The organism is Vreelandella hamiltonii (assembly GCF_014651775.1).
Classification (GTDB): domain Bacteria; phylum Pseudomonadota; class Gammaproteobacteria; order Pseudomonadales; family Halomonadaceae; genus Vreelandella; species Vreelandella hamiltonii.
The window spans coordinates 38,884-53,092 of the sequence record NZ_BMXN01000001.1; the positions used below are offsets into that span (position 1 = coordinate 38,884).

Below are 14,209 nucleotides of genomic sequence, written 5' to 3' on the forward strand. Positions count from 1 at the left end.
CAACTGACAAGGACTCGACCCGCGTGAGCGAGACGCCCAGCGCCGTGCCGGATCAAGACGCGATGCCCTCTACGGTGGAGCCCACCGTAGAGGCCCTTGGGCGCCTGTTCGATGAGCCCATTACGCAGCTGCCGGAAGATCTCTATATTCCCCCCGAGGCGCTACGGGTCTTCCTGGAAGCGTTCGAGGGGCCGCTGGATCTGCTGCTGTATCTGATTCGTCGGCAGAATCTCGACATTCTGAGTATCAACGTGGCGGTGATCACCCATCAGTACATCGAGTACGTGGAGATGATGAAGGCCATGGAGATCGAGCTGGCCGGTGAGTACCTGTTGATGGCGGCCATGCTGGCCGAGATAAAATCACGCACGCTGCTGCCGCGCCCCCCCAAGGCGGAAGGCGAGGAAGAAGAGGACCCCCGGGCGGAGCTGATACGCCGCCTGCAGGAGTACGAGCGTCTCAAGGAGGCCGCTGAAGCGCTGGATGCCCTGCCCAGGGTGGGCCGGGACTGGTTCAGCGTGCAGGCGGGCCTGCCACCGCTGGAAACCCGCGTGATTCACCCCGATGTCGAGCTGGACGAACTGCTGGGCGCGCTGTCGGACATTCTCAAGCGGGCCGAGCTGGCTCAGGCCCACCAGATCAGCCGAGAGGTGCTCTCGACCCGGGAGCGCATGCTGAAGATCATGGAGCGCTTGCACGAAGATGGCACCCATGGGCGCTATACCCCCTTCGAAGCGCTGTTCTCCCTGGAGGAGGGGCGGGCGGGGGTCGTCGTGACGTTCATGGCCATTCTGGAGCTGGCCAAGGAGTCGATGATCGAAATCGTCCAGAACGCGCCGCTGTCGCCGATCCATGTGCGTGCTCGGCAGGCGGCGCTGGCCGATGAAGACGAGGACCCCTTTGCGCGGGAAAGTGATGACCCTGCGGACGAAGAGTCTGCCTTCGAACCTGACGAGGAGTCACGGTGAGAGACACCACGTTGGACGATATTGTCGAAGCCGCGCTGCTGGCGGCCGGAGAACCGCTGCCCGTGGAGCGGCTGGAGACGCTGTTTCTGGAGGATGAGTGCCCGTCTCGCAAGGCGCTGCGCGACGCCCTCGCGCGGTTGGCCCGGCGCCACGAGGACGGGGCGCTGGAGCTGGTCGAAACGGCCTCGGGCTTTCAGCTGCGCATTCGCCCGCGGCTGTCGCACTGGGTGTCGCGTTTGTGGGATGAGCGCCCCCAGCGCTACTCCCGTGCCCTGCTGGAAACCCTGGCGCTGATTGCCTATCGCCAGCCGGTGACCCGGGGCGATATCGAGGAAGTGCGGGGCGTCAGCGTCAGCAGCTCGATCATTCGCACGCTGATGGAGCGGGGCTGGGTACGCATCGTCGGGCACCGCGACGTGCCGGGGCGTCCCGCCGTGTATGCCACGACGCGCAGCTTTCTGGACGACTTCGGGCTCAAGACGCTGGATGCCTTGCCGCCTATGCACACGCTGGTGGCCGCCGACGAAGAAGCATTGGCTGAGGAACCGCCCGCTGCGACGCATGTCGCACTGGACGAAGCCGTCGAAACCGTGCAGGATGCGCCACCCCAGCAAGATCAGAACACGTCGGCAGCGAGTGCCGACCCCCACGCCGAGACGGCGTTAACCCAGCCGCTGAGCTTTGCCGATCTGGAGGCACGGCTTGCGGCACGTGCCCAGCGTCGAGATGAGGACGCGGGCACGCAGACCAACGATGTGAGGTCAGACGACCATGAGTCAGAGTAACAACACCACGCCGCCTACCAGCGAAAAGCTGCAGAAAGTGCTGGCCCGTGCGGGCCTTGGCTCCCGCCGTGAAATGGAAACCGCGATTGCCGATGGCCGGGTGAAGGTGAACAGCCAGGTGGCCAAGCTGGGTGACCGCGTGGAAGCCCGCGACAAGGTCAGCTTCGATGACCGCCCGGTCACGCTGCGCCCGGAAGAAGAAGTGCCGCGTCGGGTCATCATGTACAACAAGCCGGAAGGCGAGCTGTGTACCCGCAAGGACCCGGAAGGCCGTCGCACGGTCTTCGAGCGTCTGCCGCGCCTGAAAGGCGAGCGCTGGATTGCCATCGGGCGGCTGGATATCAATACCAGCGGCCTGCTGCTGTTCACCACCGACGGTGAACTGGCCAACCGCTTGATGCACCCCTCCACCCAGGTGGAGCGTGAGTACGCGGTGCGGGTCATGGGCGACGTCAAGCGAGAGCATATCGTCGCCATGGTGGATGGCGTCATGCTGGAAGACGGCCCCGCCCGTTTCACCGACGTGCAGGAGTTTGGTGGCGAAGGCATCAACACCTGGTTCCACGTGGTGATTCTGGAAGGCCGCAACCGCGAAGTGCGCCGCTTGTGGGAGTCCCAGGGGCTCACCGTCAGCCGCCTGAAGCGCGTGCGCTACGGTAATATCTTCCTCGACAAGCGTGCCAAGGCGGGCGAGTGGGTAGAGCTTTCCCAGGATGAAGTCGACGATCTGGCGACCCTGGCCCACCTGGAAACCCGCAAGGTGCCCGAGCTGACGCCGGACGAGAAAAACCGCTGGAGTCGCGACAAGCACAAGCGTCGCCCGGTTCAGGCCATGCGCAAGCCCAAGCGTCGTTAAGCGATGCTCGCCGCGCGGTGTGGGGACACCGAGCACCGCGCGGTTTTTTTAGACGAAAGACAAAAAAGGCTTGCTATTGTCGGGTGTGATCCGTACTATATGCATCCGTTCGGACGGGTCGTTAGCTCAGTTGGTAGAGCAGTTGACTTTTAATCAATTGGTCGTAGGTTCGAATCCTACACGACCCACCATTCGAACAGCGGCGATGTTACCAAGTGATACACTACGGTAACGCCGTACAGAGCGGCGAAAGCCCTCAGAAAAGCAGCAGGATTTGGGTCGTTAGCTCAGTTGGTAGAGCAGTTGACTTTTAATCAATTGGTCGTAGGTTCGAATCCTACACGACCCACCAAATTCAACGCCCCTGGTAGCTTGCTGCCAGGGGCGTTCTGCTATGCGCGTTCTGCCCTGGCGATGGGCAGGGTGCATCGGCAAACCGTGCCGCACTGCAGCGTGCGGTTCTGCTTGCAGCAGGCAATACTTGTCCACCACAATGGACCTGTAACGATGTGTGGATTTGGCTGTCGATCATGCTCGGCAGCGCTGGCCCGCAATAGCAGGCCAGATCGGCAACCGGCGAGTGCGACAGACGCAGCGGCCAGTTGCCCCGAGGGCGGCGCATGCGGAGCGCATACGTCGCAACTGGTGTTTAACGGGGGGATTCCCTGTTCGTCACAGTGGTAGACACGATGACTATTCTGACTTCTCAAGTGGCGCTGGAGGCACCGCTTCCAAGCCCGTACTGCCCAACGCGCATCCCGGCGGAAGACGAAGCCCGCGTGGCCGAGATCAAACAGCTGCTCAAGGCCCACAACGCCGTTCTGGTGGCGCACTACTATACCGATGATGCCATTCAACAGCTGGCCGAAGAGACCGGTGGCTGTGTGGCAGACTCCCTCGAAATGGCCCGGTTTGGCGCTCGCCACGACGCCACTACTCTGGTGGTGGCCGGGGTACGCTTCATGGGTGAGACGGCCAAGATCCTCTCCCCGGAAAAGCGGGTGCTGATGCCCACCCTGGAGGCCACCTGCTCACTGGATATCGGCTGCCCCATCGACGAATTCAGCGCGTTCTGCGATGCCCACCCGGATCGCACGGTGGTGGTCTACGCCAACACTTCGGCGGCCGTCAAGGCGCGTGCCGACTGGGTCGTGACCTCCTCGATCGCCATCGAGGTGATCGAGCACCTGCAGGCCAACGGGGAAAAAATTCTCTGGGCTCCCGACAAGCATCTGGGGGGCTACATCCAGAAAAAAACCGGCGCCGACATGCTGATGTGGGATGGTGCCTGCATCGTCCATGAGGAGTTCAAGGCCAAGGGTATCGAGGACCTGAAACGCCTGTACCCCGAGGCGGCCGTGCTGGTGCACCCGGAGTCGCCGGAGGCGGTCGTCAAGCTCGCCGATGTGGCCGGTTCGACCTCTCAATTGATCAAGGCGGCGCAAACGCTGCCCAACGACAAGCTGATCGTGGCCACCGACCGCGGCATCTTCTTCAAGATGCAGCAGGCCGTGCCGGGCAAGACGCTGTTCGAAGCGCCGACCGCAGGCAATGGGGCCACCTGCCGTAGCTGTGCCCACTGCCCGTGGATGGCGATGAACGCGCTGGATAACCTGGCGGGCGCGCTGCGCGAAGGCAGCGGCGAAATTTTCGTCGATGCGGCCTTGCGTCAGCAGGCGCTCAAGCCGCTGGAGCGGATGCTTAACTTCAACGCATAGGCTCTGTCTGGCGTGAATGCACAAGGCCCGGCGCCCTTTGGCGCCGGGCCTTGTCGTATTTGGCTGGGCGGTGGCTGGGCAGCGCGGCTAAAACCTTTCCAGCGCCTCTCGGTATTCGATGAACGCCTCGCGGCGCTGCTCGATGCGCGCCAGTGCCTGCTGGTCGTTCTCCTGCTGGGCAGCATCTCGGGCGATGCCCAGTTGGCGAATACCGCTATCCATTCGGCCGGTGAGCTGCAAATGCTCGGCGCGGGCCAGGTGCCCCCAGGCATTGTGGCCACTGCGGCCAGCCGCTTCCGCCAGCAGGTTGAACCCCTGAGGGTTGTCCGGGTGGCGCGCCGTGACCTCTCGCAACAGCGTGTAGGCTGCCTGGGGGTCGCGCTGCAGCTGCGCTTCTGCCAGGGTGAGCTGGGCGGGTAGGTAGTTGGGCATCAGTCGCAGCAGTCGCTGACTGCGCTGGATGGCATCGTCGTAGCGCTGGGCCTGCAGGGCTACCTGGGCGGCCGAGGCGGGCAGCATGGCGTAATCCGGCAGCTCGCTGGCCAGCCGATCCAGGGTCTGGAGCGCCTGATCGGTCTGGCCGTTTTGCGCATCGATCAGGGCCGAGACGTAGCGCAGGGCGGGCTCCTCGGCGCCCTCTTGCGTGAGGCGAGAAGCTGCTTGTTGAGGGCTGTTACGATGAATGCTGAGCAGTGCCCGGGCGCGCATCATGTCGTACAGCGTGTCGCTGGTATAACGGTTGGCGACGCTGAGCTGTGCTGCCCGTGCCTGAGCATCGCTCAAGCGGCTGTCGGAGACCGGGTGGGTCAGCAGAAATTCCGGGGGCGTGCCGCCCTGCAGGCGCGCCATGCGCTGCATGGCGCCAAACATGCGCACCATGGCTTCGGGGTCGTAACCGGCGGCGGCCATGGCTTGCAGGCCCACACGGTCGGCTTCCTGCTCGAAGCGCCGCGAGTAGCTGAGCTGGTCCTGAATCAGCGCCGCCTGGGAGCCCATGGCGGTGGCGATACCGGCATCGCCACCGCCGCTGGCGGCAATCAGCATGCCCGCCAGCATGGCGGCCATGGCGGGCAGTTGCGTCTGTTCTGCCCTGGCGCTGCCGCGCGCAAAGTGGCGCTGGGAGAGGTGTCCCAGCTCGTGGGCGATGACGGAAATGAAGGCGCCTTCATCCTCGGCAAAGGCAAACAGCCCCGAGTTGATGCCTACCACGCCACCGGGCACGGCAAAGGCGTTGAGCGAGCGGTTATCGACCATTACCGTGGTCGTCTGCAGATTGCCCAGCTGGCTATGGGGCGCCAGCCTGGCCACCAGGCTTTCCAGGTAGTCGTTGACGATGGGGTCCTGCCACTGGGGTGCATGGGCCCTGAACTGGCGCAGCCAGGCACGGCCCAGGCGATACTCCTCGTTGCTCACCGAGGTAGAGGCCCCCCCCAAAGTGGGCAACTGGTAGCTGTCGGTGCTATGCGCTGGCGCGCTGAGGCCAGCAGTGCCCAGCAGCAGGGCCAGTACGCAGGCCAGGCGTGGCGTAGCAGTCTTAAGGTGCGCCATGGCATCCCTCGTGGTGGTTGGTTGCTGCAGTTGTTGCAAATGCGTCGCTGCAAACACAGCGTGTGACATTGATTCGGGCAAGGAAGTGCCGTTAAATCGAGTCAGGTTGGTCATCGTCCGAACAGTGTATGCAACAATACGGCGGTTATGTAGCGATGAACTGTTTTCGTCATGTGTGATAGCGCTTTCACAAGGGAGAGGGTATGTCTGAGCAAATAGCATCCGCGCTGGCCGAGGGGGTGCAGCCCGATGCGGTACTGGACGCTACCGGGCTGCACTGCCCGTTGCCGCTGTTGAAAGCCAAGCAGGCGCTGGCTGGCTTGTCTGCCGGGCAGCTGCTGGAGATTCGTGCCACCGATGCGGGCTCCTGGCGCGACGTCGCTTCCTTCGCCGAGCTGAGTGACCATCGGTTGGAAGCCAGAGCCCAGCAGGGCGAGATCTACGTGTTCTGGCTACGCAAAGCCGGGGTGGCTTGCTCATGACCATGCGCGCCATTCTCAGGAGCTGGATCGAACGCTATTTTTCCGATGAAGAAGCACTGGTTCTGCTGGTGGTGCTGATCGCAGGGTTGGCGGCCATCATCATGTTTGGACGCATGCTGGCGCCGTTCTTCACCTCATTGGTGCTGGCGTTTTTGCTGCAGGGGCTGGTCAACGGGCTGACTCGGCGAGGTGTGCCTCACCTGTTGGCGGTCATCATCGTGTTCGTGGCCTTCGTCAGCGTGTTGCTGACCATGGCGTTCATCCTGATGCCGTTGATATGGAACCAGCTGGTGGGGCTGGTGCAGGAGACGCCACGCATGTTTGCCACGGCGCAGATATGGCTGGATGAGCTGCAGGCGCGCTTCCCCAACCTGATCACGCCTGATCAGATGCAGAGCTGGATCGGGGTGGCCGGACGCGAGATCAGCCAGGTAGGGCAGCGCGCCTTGACACTGTCGCTGTCGTCGCTGGGTAACGTGATGTCGCTGATCATTTATCTGGTGCTGGTGCCCATTCTGGTGTTTTTCATGCTCAAGGATCGCGAGGCGCTGGTGGGGTTTGCGCTCTCGCTGCTCCCGCAAAAGCGCTCTCTGTTGACGCGTATCTGGCAGGAAATGGATCGCCAGATCGCCAACTACATCCGTGGCAAGGCCATCGAAATCGTCATTGTCGGTACGGTCTCGTACCTGACCTTTGCCTTGTTTGGGCTGCCTTATACGGCGCTGTTGGCCGTGCTGGTGGGCTTTTCCGTGCTGGTGCCTTACATCGGTGCTGCGGTGGCCACCATTCCCGTGGCGGCGGTGGCGGTCTTCCACTTCGGCGTGAGCGAGCAGTTTGCCTACGTGCTGCTGGCCTACGGCATCATCCAGGCCCTGGATGGCAACGTGCTGGCGCCGGTGCTGTTTTCCGAGACCAATAACATCCACCCGGTCTCGATCATCGTGGCCGTGCTGTTCTTTGGCGGCATCTGGGGGTTTTGGGGGGTCTTTTTCGCCATTCCGTTGGCGACTCTGCTCAAGGCGCTGGTCTTTGCCTGGCCCAGAGGGCTGGAGGAGCATCAGGAGCTGCGTGAGCAGATAGAGCTGAAGGCCGATTGACGAGGGCTTGCCAAGTGGCACCGGATGCTGTCCCGGTGCCATGGCTCAACGAGCCTTCAGGGCCGGTTATTCGGCATGCAGTGCTTGAGCTGCTGCCAGCACCTCTTCCGCATGACCGGGCACCTTGACGCCACGCCACGCTTTGGCCAGCTTGCCGTCCTTGTCGATGAGAAACGTGCTGCGCTCGACGCCCAGGTGCTCCTTGCCGTACATCTTCTTCAGCTTGATGACGTCAAACAGCTGACAGACCGCTTCGTCCTTGTCCGAGATCAGCGCAAAATTGAAGTCCTGCTTCGCCTTGAAATTCTCCTGGGCGCGCAGGCCGTCTCGAGAAATGCCGATGACCACGGTGTTCGCGGCATCGAAGGCCGCCTTGCGATCACGAAAGTCGCCGCCTTCGGTGGTGCAGCCCGGTGTGCTGGCCTTGGGATAGAAAAATATCACCACCTGCTGGCCGCGCAGTTCGGACAGCGTAATGGTGGTGTCGCCAGTGGCGCTGGCCGAAAAGTCGGGAACGGGTTGGCCGATTTCGAGTGACATACAAGCTCCTCACAGATAGGGGTTCACCAAGATTACACGCATGCGCCGCCGTGCTGTCAAAGCGAATCGTTCTGGTTTGGCAAGTCTCGGTGGTAAACTCTACGTGCTTTACGCTGTACAGGCTCGAATCGCCTGAGTACCATTTGCTTTTTACAGGCGGGGTCATCGTGTCCTTCGAGGTATCCGCGCCGCGTCTTTTACTCGATCATTGACCATGCCACCCCGCTTGGCCGGTCGAGCTCCACTTTTTGCAGGTGAGGAAAATACGGATGATCACAGGCAGCATTGTCGCCTTGGCGACCCCGATGAAGGTCAATGGCGACATCGACTGGGAGGCGCTTCGTCGCCTGGTGAACTTCCATCTCGAGAACGGCACCGACGCTATCGTGGCCGCGGGCACCACCGGTGAGCCCACCACCATGTCGTTTGCCGAGCACTTCGATGTGATCCGCAGCGTCGTGGAAGAGGTCAATGGGCGTATCCCGGTCATTGCCGGTACCGGCGCGAATGCCACCTCCGAAGCGGTCGAGCTGGCGCGCTATGCCAGCGAAGTAGGCGCCGACTACTGCCTCTCCGTGTGCCCTTACTACAACAAGCCTACTCAGGAAGGCCTGTACCAGCACTTCAAGGCGGTGGCCAAGGGCAGCAAACTGCCGGTCATTCTTTATAACGTGCCGGGGCGCACCTGCTCGGATCTCTACAACGAAACCGTGATTCGCCTGGCCGAGGTGGACAACATCATCGGCTTGAAGGATGCCACCGGGAACCTTGAGCGCGCCGAGGATCTAATCTCTCGCCTGAAAGGCAGCGGCTTCATGCTCTACTCCGGTGACGATGCCACGGCCTGTGATTTCATGCTGATGGGCGGACATGGCGACATTTCGGTCACCGCCAATGTGGCGCCCAAGGCGATGCACGAGCTGTGTGTCGCCGCGGTGGCGGGGGATGCCGACAAGGCCCATCAGATCAATACGCGCCTGATGCCGCTGCATACCAATCTGGGTATCGAGTCCAACCCGATCCCCGTCAAATGGGCCCTGAACCGTATGGGGTACATGGAGCAGGGCATTCGCCTGCCGCTGACCTGGCTGTCCGAAAAGTATCACGGTACGGTAAACGAAGCGCTGCAACTGGCGGGTGTGATCAAGGAGTAACCCCAGGCGCTGCGAACGCATTTGCTACCCGGTGACAACGTGCCTTGCCGGGTAAATGACCTGTTGACTGTTAAGGTGGCTTGATGAGCTCTGTGCTAGAAAAACGTGCGCTGAAATGGATTCCGCTGGCGCTGGCCGCAACCGTCACGCTGGCGGGCTGCGCGCGTGACGGTTACTACCACGACCGCAACCTGGACTACACCGAAGCCGCCCCAGCGCCGCCTCTCGTTTTGCCGGAAACGCGCAATGCTCAGCGTTATCGTGATGCCATGCCGATTCCTCAGGCGGGTCTTCAAGGTGCTCGTGTCGATGAAGCAGCGCGTATTGGGCCTCCTCAGTCTCTGGCATTGGGCAGTGGGCTGGAGCCTGAGTACGTCGAGCGTCGCCAGGCGGGTGATCAGGTCTGGTTGGTAGTCGCGGCGGATACGGGCGCGGTATGGCCGCAGCTCGAGGCATTCGTGCGCAGTCGCCAGCTGGGCGTTCAGGAAAGCAGCGCTACTCAGGGCGTCATCGTCACGCCTCAAGCCACGTTGCGCTTGCAAAGCGCATTGCGTGCCGGCAGCAGCGAAGTGCGCTGCGAGCAGGGTGGCCAGAGTGTCGAGAGCTGTGTGGCCGCGTTGGAGCAGTATCTCGGTGCGCGTAGCGCAACGGCCAGCGCATCCTCCTGGACCGCTCAACGTCTTGCCAGTGAGCAAACGTTGCAAATGCGTCAGCAGGGCGATGAGTGGGAAGTTCTGATTCCGCAGCCCATCGAGCGCGTGTGGGCCGAAATGAACCACTACCTGGCACTGGATTTCACTCAGGAAGGTCAGCGTGACCTGCTTGAGGCCTCGGCGGATGACTACGAGTTCCTGGTCGAGTACATGACCGAGACCGAGCGTGGGCGTAACCCGCTGCAGATCGTGTTCAGCCAGGACGTGCGCCGCATGTCTCAGAATATTCGCCTCGTGCTCCAGCCGGAGGGCAACCAGACCGTGCTGCGCGCCATCAATGCCAGCGAGCGTGGATTCAGCGCTGATGACCAGCGCGAGTTGCTTGAGCGTGTCTCCGGCTACTTACGTTAACTCTTAGACCTCGATTTTAGACGGAGCCCCCATGGAAAAGCGCCAGGAACTCTACGCCGGTAAGGCAAAATCCGTATATACCACTGACGACCCTGACTTGCTGGTACTGCACTTTCGTGACGATACCAGTGCCTTCGATGGCAAGAAGAAAGAGGCGCTCGCCCGTAAAGGCATGGTGAACAACATCTTCAATGCCTACATCATGCAGCGTCTGGAAGAGGGCGGCATTCCCACCCACTTCGAAAAGCAGATTTCCGATACCGAAAGTCTGGTCAAGAAGATGGACATGATCCCCGTCGAGTGTGTCGTGCGTAATATCGCTGCGGGTGGACTGGTGAAGCGTCTGGGCGTGGAAGAGGGCATTGCGCTCAATCCGCCTACCTTCGAACTGTTCCTGAAGAACGACGAGAAGGGCGACCCGATGATCAACGAGTCGCTGGCTGAAACCTTTGGCTGGGCCACGCCGGAACAGCTGAGCAAGATGAAGGCGCTCACCTTCAAGGTGAACCACATCCTCAAGCAGCTGTTCGCCGAGGGCGACATGCTGCTGGTGGACTACAAGCTGGAGTTCGGTCTCTTCAAGGGCGAAGTCGTGCTGGGCGACGAGTTCTCTCCGGATGGCTGCCGCCTGTGGGATGCCAATACCCGTGAGAAGCTCGATAAGGACCGCTTCCGTCAGGGGTTGGGCGGGGTCATCGAGGCCTATGAAGAAGTCGGCCGTCGCCTGGGTATCACCTTCCCCGCCTGATCCGTCAGGCTTGCCATGGGGCCGCTCGCTGGCGCCATGGTCACTTGCGGTCTTCGGGCTCTATCGCCACCACCTCCAGGGTGGTGGCGTCGTTTTCAGGGGTGGTCAGCGCCCGAAAGCGCACATCGACATTGCGCAGGCGCACCCCGTAAAGACGTTCGGCCTGTCCGCCCCGCTGATAGGCGGGGCGTGGGTCTTGGCCAAGCACCTGCTCGATCAGCGCCCGTAGCGACGCGCCATCTTGCCGCTCGGACAGTGCGTCGTGAGCCTCTGGCGAGAACACCACGGCCACCGTTTCCGGCGGTTGGGGGGCAAACCCCGCCTGAGCGCTGGGGACGGCCTCTGCCCAGGGCAGATAGGGCTTGATGTCCACCACGGGGGTGCCGCTGACCAGGTCGCAGCCCGCCAAGTGAAGCGTCACGCCGGGCCCGATCTCGATGCCGGAGAGTGCGACCAGCGACAACCCCAGCCGATTGGGGCGATGGGTGCTGCGGCTGGCGAAGACGCCCACTTTGCGGTTCCCCCCCAGCCTGGGCGGGCGTACCAGGGGCGACCAGCGCTCGGGACTTTGGTGAAAGATGAACGATACCCACAGGTGGCTGAAGTCTTCCAGTCCGCGCACGGTCAGTGGGTCGTCGAAAGGGTGGGCCAGTACCAGGCGAGCATTGGCGGCCGGGGCCAGGCCAGGCTGGCGAGGCACGCCGAACTTGTCCGGGTAGTCGCTGATGATATGGCCAATGGGCGTGATCGAAAACGGCCCGAGGCCCCGAGGATCGTGCATGGCACTCCCTTTTGTGTGTGAGCGCACTGTTGCGTGGTGACATGGCGCCGCACGTTCGATGAATTCAAGCTCGGCTGGCATGGGTTGCCCGCCAGGGCGATGAGTATAGACTAGCCAACGGAACCGACACAGCGCTGCGCTTGACGGCCAGCGTCATCCCATTGAGGCAACGCATGTCAAACATCGACCCTTCTTCACCGGCGGCCACGCCAACGGCCCGCGTCACGTATCGCGCGGCGCTGGCAAAGGACGCCGCCGACCAGGCCGAGGTGTTCTATCACGCCGTCATGCAAGGCGCGGCCAATCATTATGGGCTGGCCGAGCGGCGTGTCTGGGCGCAAGCACTGCCCCGTGAAGCCACTGCCTGGGCGGCGCGTCAGGCGCTCTACACAACGCTGGTGGCCGCCTGCGATGGCCGCTGCGTTGGCTTTCTCGAGCTGGACGTGAGCGGCGGGCGCATTGAAACGCTCTACGTCTGGCCATCACTGGCGGGGCGTGGCATCGGCACCACGCTGTTGATCCATGCCGAGCGCATTCTGCTGGAGCATGGCGTTTCGCAGGTAGAGATCGAAGCCAGCCGGATGCTGCTCGAACGACTGCAGCGCCGTGGCTACGATAACCTCGGCGAGCAGTGGGTCGAGCGCAGCGGTGAAATGCTTCAGCGCTACCGGCTGGTGAAGCAGCTCAGCGCGGTGGAAACCTAGCGATCAAACGTTGAAGGTCTGGGTGATGCGCATCGACAGGTCGACGGAGGCCACATCCTTGGTGAGCGCGCCGCTGGAAATGCAGTCCACCCCGGTGTCGGCAATGGCTTTCAGCGTCGTGTCATCGACGTTGCCGGAGGCTTCCAGGGTGGCGCGTCCCCCATTGATCTCTACCGCTACGTGCAGGTCTTCGATGTCGAAATTGTCCAGCATGACGATATCGGCGCCCGCTGCCAGCGCCTGGTCCAGCTCTTCGAAGGTTTCGACTTCCACTTCCACCGGTACGTCGCTGGCCAGTTTGCGGGCCTGCGCCACGGCGGCCTGAATGCCACCACAGGCCGCGATGTGATTCTCCTTGATCAAGAAGGCATCCCACAGGCCCAGGCGGTGATTATGGCCACCGCCGCAGCTGACCGCATACTTTTGTGCCAAGCGTAGCCCCGGCAGCGTTTTGCGGGTGTCCAGCAGGCGTACGCCGGTGCCTTCGATCAGGTCTACATAGCGGCGAGTGGCGGTGGCCGTGGCAGACAGCGTCTGCAGAATGTTCAGCGCGGCGCGCTCGCCGGTCAGCAGGCTGCGGGCGGGGCCTTCGAGCTCCAGAAAACACTGCTGGGCCTCCAGCATGTCGCCATCGCTGGCCTGCCAGCGCAGCGTGACGCGCTCGTCCAGACAGCGGAAAATTTCCTCGACCCAGGCAACGCCACAGAGTACCGCCGGTTCGCGGGTGATCACCTTGGCGGTGGCCCACTGGTTCTCAGGGATCAGCTGTGCGGTGATGTCCCCAGTGCCCAGGTCTTCCGCCAGCCAGCGGGGAACGCAGGTGCGAATCTCTTCATCAAGCGCGGTTTGATAATGCATAGCAGTGGGTTCTCGAAGCGTGATCTTGGGTGAAAGGCATTATAGTGAAACACAACGCGAACGTAGAGGAGCAAGTAAGCCGAATGAACCAACTCGCATCCCGCGGCCAGTGGGCCAAGGCTCGGCAGGTCGTGTCACCCAACCAGGATGCGCGGCCCGAGCACGAAGTGTCGCTGCTGTTGCTTCACGCGATCAGCCTGCCCCCCGGGCAATTCTCGGGTCACGCCATCGAGGCGCTGTTCACCAATCGGCTGGTGCCCGATGCACACCCTTTCTTCGCCACGATTGCGCACCTGCGGGTGTCGGCGCACCTGTTGATTCGCCGCGATGGCGAGTGCGTTCAGTTCGTCGACGTCGACCAGCGCGCCTGGCACGCCGGGCAATCGCGCTGGTGGGACCCGGCTGCGCAGGCATGGCGGACACGCTTGAACGACTTCTCCGTGGGAATCGAGCTGGAGGGCGATGACCAGACACCGTTCAGCGAGGCGCAGTATGCGTCACTGGTCGAGGCCACGCACTGGCTGATGGCGCGTTACCCGGCGTTGACCGCTGAGCGGATCACCAGCCATGCCCATGTAGCACCTTTGCGCAAGACCGACCCCGGGCCCGCCTTCGACTGGGCCTATTTCCGCCAGCGCTTGATGGCGGCCACCCATGACACGGTTAAACGTGGCGAATAAGTGGTTCTTTTAGCAACAAATGAAACGGTAGTTTGGTTACACGAAGGTATCCTAAGTCGTAGCGACCAAGGTCCTATAAAGCGCTTATGTTGCAGTGCAATAGTTTGTTTTCGATGGCTTTTTGCGGCGTGCCGGAATTGGCAGCGTGACGACTTTGCGGTATCTTCGCATATACAAAAGGCTAATTTTTACCAAATACCTGTAGCTTAACTACATTCATGAAAGC

The 14,209-nt window shown here is 62.1% G+C and carries 15 protein-coding genes and 2 tRNA genes; 13 read left to right on the forward strand and 4 right to left on the reverse strand.

Going from position 1 to position 14,209, the window contains the following annotated elements:
- Nucleotides 1–23: 23 nt before the first annotated feature.
- The 6 genes from IE091_RS00175 to nadA all read left to right on the forward strand — a co-directional run bounded on the left by IE091_RS00175 (nucleotide 24) and on the right by nadA (nucleotide 4,327).
- Nucleotides 24–968, forward strand: coding sequence for a segregation and condensation protein A (locus IE091_RS00175; RefSeq protein WP_189462511.1), 945 nt, complete (start codon nucleotides 24–26; stop codon nucleotides 966–968).
- Entirely contained in the window at nucleotides 965–1,753 is a 789-nt protein-coding gene (gene scpB, locus IE091_RS00180) for an SMC-Scp complex subunit ScpB (protein ID WP_096921466.1), read from the forward strand. The genes IE091_RS00175 and scpB overlap by 4 nt, the downstream gene beginning before the upstream one ends.
- Nucleotides 1,740–2,609 (forward strand): 23S rRNA pseudouridine(2605) synthase RluB, encoded by an 870-nt coding sequence (rluB, locus tag IE091_RS00185; RefSeq protein WP_016916149.1) that lies wholly within the window; start codon nucleotides 1,740–1,742, stop codon nucleotides 2,607–2,609. The genes scpB and rluB overlap by 14 nt, the downstream gene beginning before the upstream one ends.
- A 115-nt stretch (nucleotides 2,610–2,724) precedes the next feature.
- Nucleotides 2,725–2,800, forward strand: a tRNA-Lys gene (locus tag IE091_RS00190).
- 85 nt (nucleotides 2,801–2,885) lie between these two features.
- Nucleotides 2,886–2,961, forward strand: a tRNA-Lys gene (locus IE091_RS00195).
- A gap of 337 nt (nucleotides 2,962–3,298) precedes the next feature.
- On the forward strand, nucleotides 3,299–4,327 hold the full coding sequence (gene nadA, locus IE091_RS00200; RefSeq protein WP_189462512.1) for a quinolinate synthase NadA: 1,029 nt from the start codon (nucleotides 3,299–3,301) through the stop codon (nucleotides 4,325–4,327).
- Between the two features lie 87 nt (nucleotides 4,328–4,414).
- Here the strand turns inward: nadA and IE091_RS00205 are convergent, their stop codons facing one another.
- Nucleotides 4,415–5,875 carry a M48 family metalloprotease gene (locus IE091_RS00205; protein WP_189462513.1) on the reverse strand — a complete coding sequence of 487 codons (1,461 nt, stop codon included), beginning with the start codon at nucleotides 5,873–5,875 and terminating at the stop codon, nucleotides 4,415–4,417.
- A 203-nt stretch (nucleotides 5,876–6,078) separates the two neighbouring features.
- Here IE091_RS00205 and IE091_RS00210 point away from each other — a divergent pair, with 203 nt between their 5' ends.
- Both IE091_RS00210 and IE091_RS00215 read left to right on the forward strand, forming a co-directional pair.
- Entirely contained in the window at nucleotides 6,079–6,357 is a 279-nt protein-coding gene (locus tag IE091_RS00210; protein WP_039181616.1) for a sulfurtransferase TusA family protein, read from the forward strand.
- Nucleotides 6,354–7,454, forward strand: coding sequence for an AI-2E family transporter (locus IE091_RS00215; protein WP_039181613.1), 1,101 nt, complete (start codon nucleotides 6,354–6,356; stop codon nucleotides 7,452–7,454). The genes IE091_RS00210 and IE091_RS00215 overlap by 4 nt, the downstream gene beginning before the upstream one ends.
- Nucleotides 7,455–7,520: 66 nt before the next feature.
- Here the strand turns inward: IE091_RS00215 and IE091_RS00220 are convergent, their stop codons facing one another.
- Nucleotides 7,521–7,994 (reverse strand): peroxiredoxin, encoded by a 474-nt coding sequence (locus tag IE091_RS00220; RefSeq protein ID WP_096921463.1) that lies wholly within the window; start codon nucleotides 7,992–7,994, stop codon nucleotides 7,521–7,523.
- A 269-nt stretch (nucleotides 7,995–8,263) separates the two neighbouring features.
- Between IE091_RS00220 and dapA the strand changes: the two genes are divergently transcribed.
- The 3 genes from dapA to purC all read left to right on the forward strand — a co-directional run bounded on the left by dapA (nucleotide 8,264) and on the right by purC (nucleotide 10,960).
- Nucleotides 8,264–9,148: a 4-hydroxy-tetrahydrodipicolinate synthase gene (gene dapA, locus IE091_RS00225; protein ID WP_039181608.1), complete on the forward strand. Its 885-nt coding sequence runs from the start codon at nucleotides 8,264–8,266 to the stop codon at nucleotides 9,146–9,148.
- Nucleotides 9,149–9,231: 83 nt separating this feature from the next.
- The gene (locus IE091_RS00230) at nucleotides 9,232–10,212 is read left to right on the forward strand and encodes an outer membrane protein assembly factor BamC (RefSeq protein WP_039181603.1); all 981 of its coding nucleotides are present in this window, start codon (nucleotides 9,232–9,234) and stop codon (nucleotides 10,210–10,212) included.
- A gap of 31 nt (nucleotides 10,213–10,243) precedes the next feature.
- Complete coding sequence (purC, locus tag IE091_RS00235) at nucleotides 10,244–10,960, forward strand: phosphoribosylaminoimidazolesuccinocarboxamide synthase (protein WP_039181600.1); 717 nt, start codon at nucleotides 10,244–10,246, stop codon at nucleotides 10,958–10,960.
- Nucleotides 10,961–11,000: 40 nt separating this feature from the next.
- On the opposite strand, the gene tsaA is transcribed toward purC, so the two are convergent.
- The gene (gene tsaA / locus IE091_RS00240) at nucleotides 11,001–11,741 is read right to left on the reverse strand and encodes a tRNA (N6-threonylcarbamoyladenosine(37)-N6)-methyltransferase TrmO (RefSeq protein WP_189462514.1); all 741 of its coding nucleotides are present in this window, start codon (nucleotides 11,739–11,741) and stop codon (nucleotides 11,001–11,003) included.
- A gap of 173 nt (nucleotides 11,742–11,914) precedes the next feature.
- On the opposite strand from tsaA, the gene IE091_RS00245 reads away from it, so the two are divergent.
- Entirely contained in the window at nucleotides 11,915–12,445 is a 531-nt protein-coding gene (locus IE091_RS00245; protein WP_189462515.1) for a GNAT family N-acetyltransferase, read from the forward strand.
- 3 nt (nucleotides 12,446–12,448) lie between these two features.
- On the opposite strand, the gene nadC is transcribed toward IE091_RS00245, so the two are convergent.
- Nucleotides 12,449–13,303, reverse strand: coding sequence for a carboxylating nicotinate-nucleotide diphosphorylase (gene nadC, locus IE091_RS00250; RefSeq protein ID WP_189462516.1), 855 nt, complete (start codon nucleotides 13,301–13,303; stop codon nucleotides 12,449–12,451).
- An 83-nt stretch (nucleotides 13,304–13,386) separates the two neighbouring features.
- On the opposite strand from nadC, the gene ampD reads away from it, so the two are divergent.
- Complete coding sequence (gene ampD / locus IE091_RS00255; protein ID WP_144979525.1) at nucleotides 13,387–13,983, forward strand: 1,6-anhydro-N-acetylmuramyl-L-alanine amidase AmpD; 597 nt, start codon at nucleotides 13,387–13,389, stop codon at nucleotides 13,981–13,983.
- Nucleotides 13,984–14,209: the final 226 nt, after the last annotated feature.

Excerpts from the sequence above, each read along its gene's own strand:
- rluB (WP_016916149.1), top strand. The coding sequence starts at position 1,740 with ATGAGTCAGAGTAACAACACCACGCCGCCTACCAGCGAAAAGCTGCAG.
- nadA (WP_189462512.1), top strand. The coding sequence starts at position 3,299 with ATGACTATTCTGACTTCTCAAGTGGCGCTGGAGGCACCGCTTCCAAGC.
- IE091_RS00205 (WP_189462513.1), bottom strand. The coding sequence starts at position 5,875 with ATGGCGCACCTTAAGACTGCTACGCCACGCCTGGCCTGCGTACTGGCC.
- IE091_RS00210 (WP_039181616.1), top strand. The coding sequence starts at position 6,079 with ATGTCTGAGCAAATAGCATCCGCGCTGGCCGAGGGGGTGCAGCCCGAT.
- IE091_RS00215 (WP_039181613.1), top strand. The coding sequence starts at position 6,354 with ATGACCATGCGCGCCATTCTCAGGAGCTGGATCGAACGCTATTTTTCC.
- IE091_RS00220 (WP_096921463.1), bottom strand. The coding sequence starts at position 7,994 with ATGTCACTCGAAATCGGCCAACCCGTTCCCGACTTTTCGGCCAGCGCC.
- dapA (WP_039181608.1), top strand. The coding sequence starts at position 8,264 with ATGATCACAGGCAGCATTGTCGCCTTGGCGACCCCGATGAAGGTCAAT.
- IE091_RS00230 (WP_039181603.1), top strand. The coding sequence starts at position 9,232 with ATGAGCTCTGTGCTAGAAAAACGTGCGCTGAAATGGATTCCGCTGGCG.
- purC (WP_039181600.1), top strand. The coding sequence starts at position 10,244 with ATGGAAAAGCGCCAGGAACTCTACGCCGGTAAGGCAAAATCCGTATAT.
- tsaA (WP_189462514.1), bottom strand. The coding sequence starts at position 11,741 with ATGCACGATCCTCGGGGCCTCGGGCCGTTTTCGATCACGCCCATTGGC.
- IE091_RS00245 (WP_189462515.1), top strand. The coding sequence starts at position 11,915 with ATGTCAAACATCGACCCTTCTTCACCGGCGGCCACGCCAACGGCCCGC.
- nadC (WP_189462516.1), bottom strand. The coding sequence starts at position 13,303 with ATGCATTATCAAACCGCGCTTGATGAAGAGATTCGCACCTGCGTTCCC.
- ampD (WP_144979525.1), top strand. The coding sequence starts at position 13,387 with ATGAACCAACTCGCATCCCGCGGCCAGTGGGCCAAGGCTCGGCAGGTC.